Source organism: Paenibacillus sp. J14 (genome assembly GCF_000518465.1).
GTDB lineage: Bacteria > Bacillota > Bacilli > Paenibacillales > Paenibacillaceae > Fontibacillus > Fontibacillus barengoltzii.
Genome location: NZ_KI912442.1, coordinates 157,432 through 164,926, shown reverse-complemented (window position 1 = coordinate 164,926; position 7,495 = coordinate 157,432). Strand labels below are relative to the sequence as shown.

Sequence of the window (7,495 nt, the reverse complement as noted above, 5' to 3'; positions counted from 1 at the left end):
AGTAAGAAGAATAAATACTATCAGGTATATAAAGATTTCATCTGGGAACGGTACGATTTTGGATCCTTCATGGATGAAAACCAATATAATTACTTATACGGTTTAGTAACAGGAACGAGTGCCTATACCAATAATGCTGGTACAGCAAGTTGGGCGAGAGAACAACTAGTCGATGCGTATTTCGAACAGAAAGAAGCAGAATATGTCGCATTACTCGCNCTTGGAATGGCTGGCGGCATAGGTGGTAGATATACGGGGGCTAAAAGTGGTACTAAGGGGACGGGGAATGCGTTAATTCGGTGAGCTACCAATACATCTGAACTAAACGTAAAACAATTTAATGGGTTAACAAATAATGGAGTAATGATTTGAGTAGCGATAGAGTTAAGGCATTTCATATTAATGTCAATCCTGAGGGTAAAGAGTTCTACCAGCCATATAAGTTGGACGGGGCTGTTCCGCAATTTATTAAGGATTTATTTGGATGGTGATAAGATGAGTGGTATTAAATTATACCGAAGCATCGTAATTGAACAGATATTTCATGAGTTTAAAGAACAACGAGGAATTTCTCTATTTAATCATTCATCAAACAGTAATAATATTGAGGATTTTATTTCAACGGCCTATGTTCTCTGTCCCAATATTATTGAGATCAATGGTTATATATTTATTGGCTGATTTCTTCGAGACTCAAGAGGATAAAGCACTTGATAAGTTATTGAAGTTAGAGGCACAATTCAATTCTAATAAAAGGCAAATAGAACAATGGGTTAATAGCTGGAGTTTTGGGGATTTTTTTATGGGAAAAGACTGTGAGTCTATGGATAATGAAAAAGTTTTGAAACAATTCGGTGATATCTTGGTATTTTATTGGTCTAGAAGAGCAAAAAAGAATTGTTTCCAGACAGAAATATTATTGTTGAATATGGTGAAGGACTTATGGGAGATCTAGGTCTTTCAATTACTCTATATGAGAAATGACTAATGTGAGATTCCCTTGAGATTGCTAACCCTCAAGATCTTGGAGGAAATAATACTTGGCATTGACCAAGTTCATGAGCGAATAAAGAAAAGGCAGGGAACTACAGAAATAATTTAAGACTTTGGGGACTACAATCCTCAAAGTCTTTTTCTACCCTCTCCACCCTAAGGAATCGGGTAGCACAGCTCCTTCTTAAAGAAACCTGCTTATCACAAGAATCACACCAATGATTCCAACTAAAATCAACAAATTGGTGATTTGTCGCCACAACCCGGGTACTCCTGTGGAGTGGAATTTTTGTTCATTGGCATCGAAATGCGCCTTGGCGCCGTGCGGATCGGCGGGATGAGAGAAGGGTTTTCCATGATCGTTGTTATTATCCATGAACCCTGCCTCCTTTCGTCATTGAAATTATTGTACCAGTTTTTAACTTTCACCACACCGATATAAGCTATACTATATTCAAACGATAGGGGAAATGGGGTGCCAGATGAACGAAGAACGGAGAGACGAGATCGGGCGGAGGTTTCTGTTGACGCCGGAGGTTTCGCAGGAAGAGCTGGATGGGCTGGAGATTCAGGAGCTGATTTTTTTGGTGCATGCAGCGAAGCGGTTTAAGGCGGAGGAGGCTTACCCGGATGTGTATTTGGATGAGCGGATGAAGGCTTTCCTCGGCGTGCTATATGAAAAAATAAAAAACGCCCCAACCCTTTACGTCGCGTACGACCAGGCAACCGGATATCCTTACGTGGATGAGGAGGACCGGGTATGGATGTTCTCGCAGCAGGCATTTGCCGAGAATGCGGAGGATTATTTCCGACAGCAGCTGCTGATGTTGGAGATGCAGCCGATCGGCGGGGAAGACCTGCTAAAGACATTTGCACAGCTTCATATTTTAGGGTTATCCAAGGTCCTTGTAGACAACGGACAGTATCATATTGAAATCGAGCGGGACCAAATCCTGCCGCCGCCGGATTGGACAGGGACGCCGGAGATCCGCATTCCCGTATCGAATCCCAGTTTGCAGCGGGCAATGATTCGGTTCTTCCAGACGCTGCATGCACCAACAGGCGATTCAGAGGCCCGAGGCCAGCAGCTCAACGTACTGGAGGCCGAGATGCTGGATGAAATCCTGCAGGCGAAGTTCCTGGTACCTATGCAAGTGAAAGAGTCTGACCCAGCACCTGCAGATGAGCAAGGCATGAGAACCTTAAAGCAAGGGGCGATTCTGCAGTTTGGCGTGCTCAGCGCGAAGGATGGCTCGACATGGCTGCCGGCGTTTACGGATTGGTTGGAGTTCGAGAAGGTTTACGATAAAACGGTTTGGAGCAGCAACGTCGCCTCCTATGACGATCTGTTGACGGTATCCGGAAACTTAGAAGGTGTCGTCATTAACTGCCGCGGCATTTCCCTGCAAATCGACGCGAAAAATCGGGAGCGGATCGAAGCCTACCGTCAAGAGCGCGGCGTGTAGCCTCGGCTCGGCGATCCACCAACCAAGTAACCCGCGCTTCTGCCTGCCGGGGAGCCCCGTCGCAGCGCGGTCATGGTCGCATAAATCCCCCGACTTTGGCACAACCTTCCTGCATGGATGTTATTTGTTCAGGGAAGGTGGATGGGGCTGATGATGTGGCTCTTTGTTTTGATTGCTCTTGTGGTGCTTCTGGCCGTTGGATGGGATCTATTTCGGAGGCTGTACCCGCCCTTTGGCGGGAAGCCGTCGCCCGCTGACCTTCAGCGCTACCGACAATCTCCGAATTATAAAGGAACGAAGTTCGAGTACCCGTTAGTAACGAAAGTATATAAACCGTCTCTCGGCAGTTTCTTTACGATGCTGCGCGAATATGTGCAGCGGAGACCCGAACTGAAGCCCAAGCGGCCCTTGCCCCAAGTCAAGCTCGATCGGGAGGCGATGGAAGAGATCGAGGAGGATACGGTGATCTGGTTTGGCCATTCGGCGCTGCTGCTGCAGATCGGGGGAGCCCGGCTGCTGTTAGACCCGATGTTTGGCCAGACCTCGTCGCCGATCGCCGGCGGCAAAAGATTCAACCGTGAGCTGCCCTTCGGCCATCTGGACGAGCTTCCTCCGGTGGATGCCGTCGTGTTGTCTCATGATCACTATGACCATCTGGATTACGGGACGATCCGGCGAATCCAAGATCGGGTTGGGCAATTTATCGGACCGCTGGGCATTCGTTGCCACCTGGAGCGGTGGGGCGTCGAGCCTGCTCGAATCCGCGAATACGATTGGTGGGAGGAGCTGGAGCTGCATGGCGTGAAGTTGGCTTGCACGCCGGCCCGGCACTATTCGGGGAGAGGTCTCTTTAGCCAAAACGGCGGACTCTGGTGCTCCTGGGTGATTACCACGCCGGAGAAGCGGGTTTATTTTAGCGGGGATAGCGGGTATGGTCCGCATTTCAAGGAAATTGGCGACAAATACGGCCCCTTCGATCTCACGTTGATGGAGTGCGGCCAATATGATGACCGGTGGTGGGATATCCATATGCTGCCGGAGCAAACGGTACGAGCTCATTTAGACGTGAAAGGGAATGTGTTGCTTCCTATTCATTGGGGAACTTTTGCGTTGGCGATGCACAGTTGGTATGATCCGATTCGCCGGCTCAGCTTAGAAGCTAGATTGCGGGGAGTTTCACTAGCGACGCCCAAAATCGGGGAGCCAGTCCGGATCGGGGGTTCGGAATACCCGACCGAGGTGTGGTGGCCAGCCGTCAGCGCAGCGCGAAAGGATCCCAAGTTTCGCGGGGCCCGTCCGTCCGGTACAATGGAGTAGGAAGGATGAACCCCTAACGGGGAAAGGCGTCAAATCAGAGCAGATTTTGCAAGGACGATTACGAAGGAGAACGCGATGAACGAACCAAGCGCACATCCGGATGCCGGATGGAATTTTGATAATAGTTATGTTAGATTGCCGGAGTTTTTCTACACGAAGCAGGAGGCCAAGCCGGTTCGAGCGCCGCAGCTGATTGTGCTTAACGACAAGCTGGCAGCCGAGCTCGGGCTGAATGCGGAGGCGCTGCAAAGCGAGGAGAACGTGGCTGTGTTCGCCGGCAACCAGTTGCCGCCGGGGGCGGAGCCGCTGGCTCAGGCCTATGCGGGCCATCAGTTCGGGTATTTCACGATGCTGGGGGACGGTCGGGCCCTGCTGCTCGGGGAGCAGATCACGCCTAGCGGCGATCGCTTCGACATTCAGCTCAAGGGCTCCGGCCGGACGCCGTATTCGCGCGGCGGGGACGGGCGCGCCGCGCTGGGTCCCATGCTGCGTGAGTATATCATCAGCGAGGCGATGCACGCGCTGGGCATACCCACGACCCGCAGCTTGGCAGTGGTGACCACCGGGGAGACGGTGGTCCGCGAACAGGACTTACGCGGGGCGATTCTCACCCGCGTGGCGTCCAGCCATGTGCGCGTCGGTACGTTCCAGTACGCCGCGCAATTCGGCGAGCTGGCGGACGTCCGCACGCTCGCCGACTACGTGATCCAGCGCCATTACCCGCAGCTGGCCGAGCTCGCCGACACCGGCGAGGCGGGCCGCTACCTGGCGCTGTTGCGGGAGGCGATCCGGCGCCAGGCCGCCCTGATCGCCCAATGGCAGCTCGTCGGGTTCATCCACGGCGTGATGAACACCGACAACATGGCCCTCAGCGGCGAGACGATCGACTATGGGCCCTGTGCCTTCATGGACGCGTACGACCCCGCGACCGTCTTCAGTTCCATCGACCGTCATGGCCGCTATGCTTACGGCAACCAGCCGTCCATCGCGGTGTGGAACTTGTCCCGGTTCGCCGAAAGCCTGTTGCCGCTGCTGCATGACGAAGAAGAGCAAGCCATTCGGCTTGCCGAAGAAGCACTGAAAGGCTTCGCCGGGCAGTTCGAAGCGGCATGGCTGCAGGGGATGCGGTCGAAGCTCGGCATGTTTGGCGAACAGGCGGAAGACGCCGACCTGATCCATGACCTGCTCAGCCTGATGCATCAGCACCAGGCCGACTATACCAATACGTTTCTCGCATTGACCTTCAGCCGGATGGAGGAGCTGCCGATGGCGTGCACGCCGGAATGGGCGGGCTGGCTGGAGCGTTGGCAGGCGCGGCTCGTTGGGCAGCCGGAATCGGAAGACGCGGCCCGGGAGCTGATGCGCCGCAGCAACCCGGCGGTCATCCCGCGTAACCATCGGGTGGAGGAAGCGCTCGAAGCCGCTGTAGAGCGGGATGATTACAGCGTGATGGAGCGCCTGCTGAGCGTGTTGGCCGAGCCTTTCGCCCATACGCCGGAACAGGCAGAATACGCGGAGCTGCCGCCGTCCAGCGACCGGCCGTACCGGACGTTTTGCGGGACATAATGGTTCGGCAGGTTTGCAACTTTATGTAGGTGAAGGAGTGATTTTTTCGGTTATGAGCCTGATTTCTAAAATGGACAAATCCGAACTCAAACAAGCGATTCTCGAGGTTTATCAATTCCGGCATGCTTGCAAAAAATTCGATCCAGACCGGGCTATTCCGGAGGATGATTTTCAGTTCATCCTGGAGACGGCTCGCTTGTCACCCAGCTCGGTTGGCTTGGAGCCGTGGAAATTCGTTGTGCTGCAGAAGCCGGAGCTCCGCGAGAAGCTGCGCGCCGTCTCCTGGGGAGCTCAAGGGCAACTGCCAACAGCCAGCCATTTTGTTGTGATTTTGGCTCGGACGATGAAGGATCTGAGATATGACGCGCCTTACGTCACCCATATGATGAAAGAGGTGCACCACATCCCAGATGAGATCGTGAACCAGATGCTGAAGGGGAATTACAAGACTTTTCAAGAGTCTGACTTCCGGCTGCTGGAGAGCGACCGTGCGATGTTCGACTGGGCATGTAAACAGGCGTATATCGCCCTCGGCAACATGCTGACGGCTGCAGCGCTCATCGGCGTAGATTCCTGTCCGATTGAAGGGTTTGACCGAGACAAGGCAGAGCAGATTCTTCGGGAGGAAGGTTTGCTGGAAGACGACCGGTTTGGCATCGCTTGCTTCGCTGCTTTTGGCTACCGCGTAACGGAGCCGCGTCCTAAATCGAGACAGGCGCTGGATGAGATCGTGAGCTGGGTGCGGTAACGGCCGAGAAAAACCAAGAATAGAAACAGAAAGCCAAGGATGCGGCTAACATCCTCGGCTCTGCACACGAATGACGCCTATCGGCGTTCGGCTTCCTTCTTGGTGCTGTACGATCAGAAATAGACCGTTTCCTTGGTGAGTGGGCGGTCTATTTCTTTTTTAAGTAGGTGAATACTTCCCCCATTTGGCATCGCCCCCCCAATGCAGTATACTCTGCTTGAATCCTTCACTTCTCTACTCTATACATAGGAAAAGGCGGTATCCTGCATGTATATTGCTTTAGGTATCTTACTTGTCCTCATCATCGGTGTTACGCTCTTTCTTCGTCTGCACCCGGCCTTTGGCGGGAAGGCTTCCCCTGCAATGCGGGCGCGTTACGCGCAATCCCCGAACCGGCAGGGCAGGAAGTTTGTGTACACGGAACCTGCTTCTCCACCCCAGCCTGCTTCGGGCAATATGATTTCGGTGCTGCGGGATTACCTGCGGGGCAACCCGCGAGTAAGGCCGGATCGGCCGCTTCCGGTCGTGCAGCTGACGCCGGAGACGCTAGGGCGCCTGGACCGCGACATGGTGGTTTGGCTGGGGCATTCGGCCCTGCTTCTGCATTTCGGAGGCAAGCGCCTGCTGCTTGATCCGATGCTGGGTCTGTCGCCCACGCCGGTCCCTCCGTTTGGCGGCAAGCGGTTTAACCCGCAGCTGCCGTTTGATTTGGAGGATTTGCCGGCCGTTGATGCGGTGATCTTGTCCCATGATCACTACGATCATTTAGATTATAGGACCATCAAGGCGTTGAAAGATAAGGTGGGGCGTTTTATTGTCCCGCTAGGAGTGGGCAGCCACCTGGAACGCTGGGGCGTGGAGCCGGGGCGGATCAGCGAGCATGACTGGTGGGAGGAGCTGGAATGGAGCGGCTTGAAGCTCGTCTGCACGCCCGCTCGTCATTTTTCGGGACGGGGCCTTGCGAATCGGAACGGCACATTGTGGTGCTCCTGGGTGATTGCGTCGCCGGAACGTAAAGTATTTTTCAGCGGGGACAGCGGGTATGGTCCGCATTTTCGGCAGATCGGCGAGAAGTATGGGCCGTTTGATTTGGCTTTGATGGAATGCGGACAATACGATCCCCGGTGGATCGACATCCATATGCTTCCCGAACAGTCGGTGCAGGCACATCGGGACGTACAGGGCGGCTTGCTTCTCCCGATTCACTGGGCGGCGTTCACGTTGTCGCTGCATGATTGGAACGATCCCATTCGCCGTGCGACAGCAGAAGCCGAACGCCAAGGCGTACCTATCGCCACTCCGAAAATCGGCGAGCCGGTGTATCTCGGAGACTCGGCGTACCCTAAGGAAGTATGGTGGACTTAAAAAGAATGAGGCTCTCCCGAAGTGCTAATACCTCGGAAAA

6 protein-coding genes are annotated in these 7,495 nt (G+C 53.8%); 5 read left to right on the top strand and 1 reads right to left on the bottom strand.

What is annotated here, in order from left to right:
• Positions 1-1,177: 1,177 nt before the first annotated feature.
• On the bottom strand, positions 1,178-1,369 hold the full coding sequence (locus M891_RS0122910) for a hypothetical protein (protein WP_016314416.1): 192 nt from the start codon (positions 1,367-1,369) through the stop codon (positions 1,178-1,180).
• A 106-nt stretch (positions 1,370-1,475) separates the two neighbouring features.
• Here M891_RS0122910 and M891_RS0122905 point away from each other — a divergent pair, with 106 nt between their 5' ends.
• The 5 genes from M891_RS0122905 to M891_RS0122885 all read left to right on the top strand — a co-directional run bounded on the left by M891_RS0122905 (position 1,476) and on the right by M891_RS0122885 (position 7,455).
• Positions 1,476-2,459 carry an SseB family protein gene (locus tag M891_RS0122905; RefSeq protein WP_036626022.1) on the top strand — a complete coding sequence of 328 codons (984 nt, stop codon included), beginning with the start codon at positions 1,476-1,478 and terminating at the stop codon, positions 2,457-2,459.
• Between the two features lie 150 nt (positions 2,460-2,609).
• Positions 2,610-3,776, top strand: a complete 1,167-nt coding sequence (locus M891_RS0122900; protein ID WP_016314414.1) for an MBL fold metallo-hydrolase — start codon at positions 2,610-2,612, stop codon at positions 3,774-3,776.
• A 75-nt stretch (positions 3,777-3,851) separates the two neighbouring features.
• Positions 3,852-5,342, top strand: a complete 1,491-nt coding sequence (locus M891_RS0122895) for a protein adenylyltransferase SelO (protein ID WP_028540414.1) — start codon at positions 3,852-3,854, stop codon at positions 5,340-5,342.
• Positions 5,343-5,412: 70 nt separating this feature from the next.
• On the top strand, positions 5,413-6,090 hold the full coding sequence (locus M891_RS0122890) for an NAD(P)H-dependent oxidoreductase (RefSeq protein WP_028540413.1): 678 nt from the start codon (positions 5,413-5,415) through the stop codon (positions 6,088-6,090).
• 267 nt (positions 6,091-6,357) lie between these two features.
• Positions 6,358-7,455 carry an MBL fold metallo-hydrolase gene (locus tag M891_RS0122885; protein WP_036701645.1) on the top strand — a complete coding sequence of 366 codons (1,098 nt, stop codon included), beginning with the start codon at positions 6,358-6,360 and terminating at the stop codon, positions 7,453-7,455.
• Positions 7,456-7,495 lie beyond the last annotated feature (40 nt).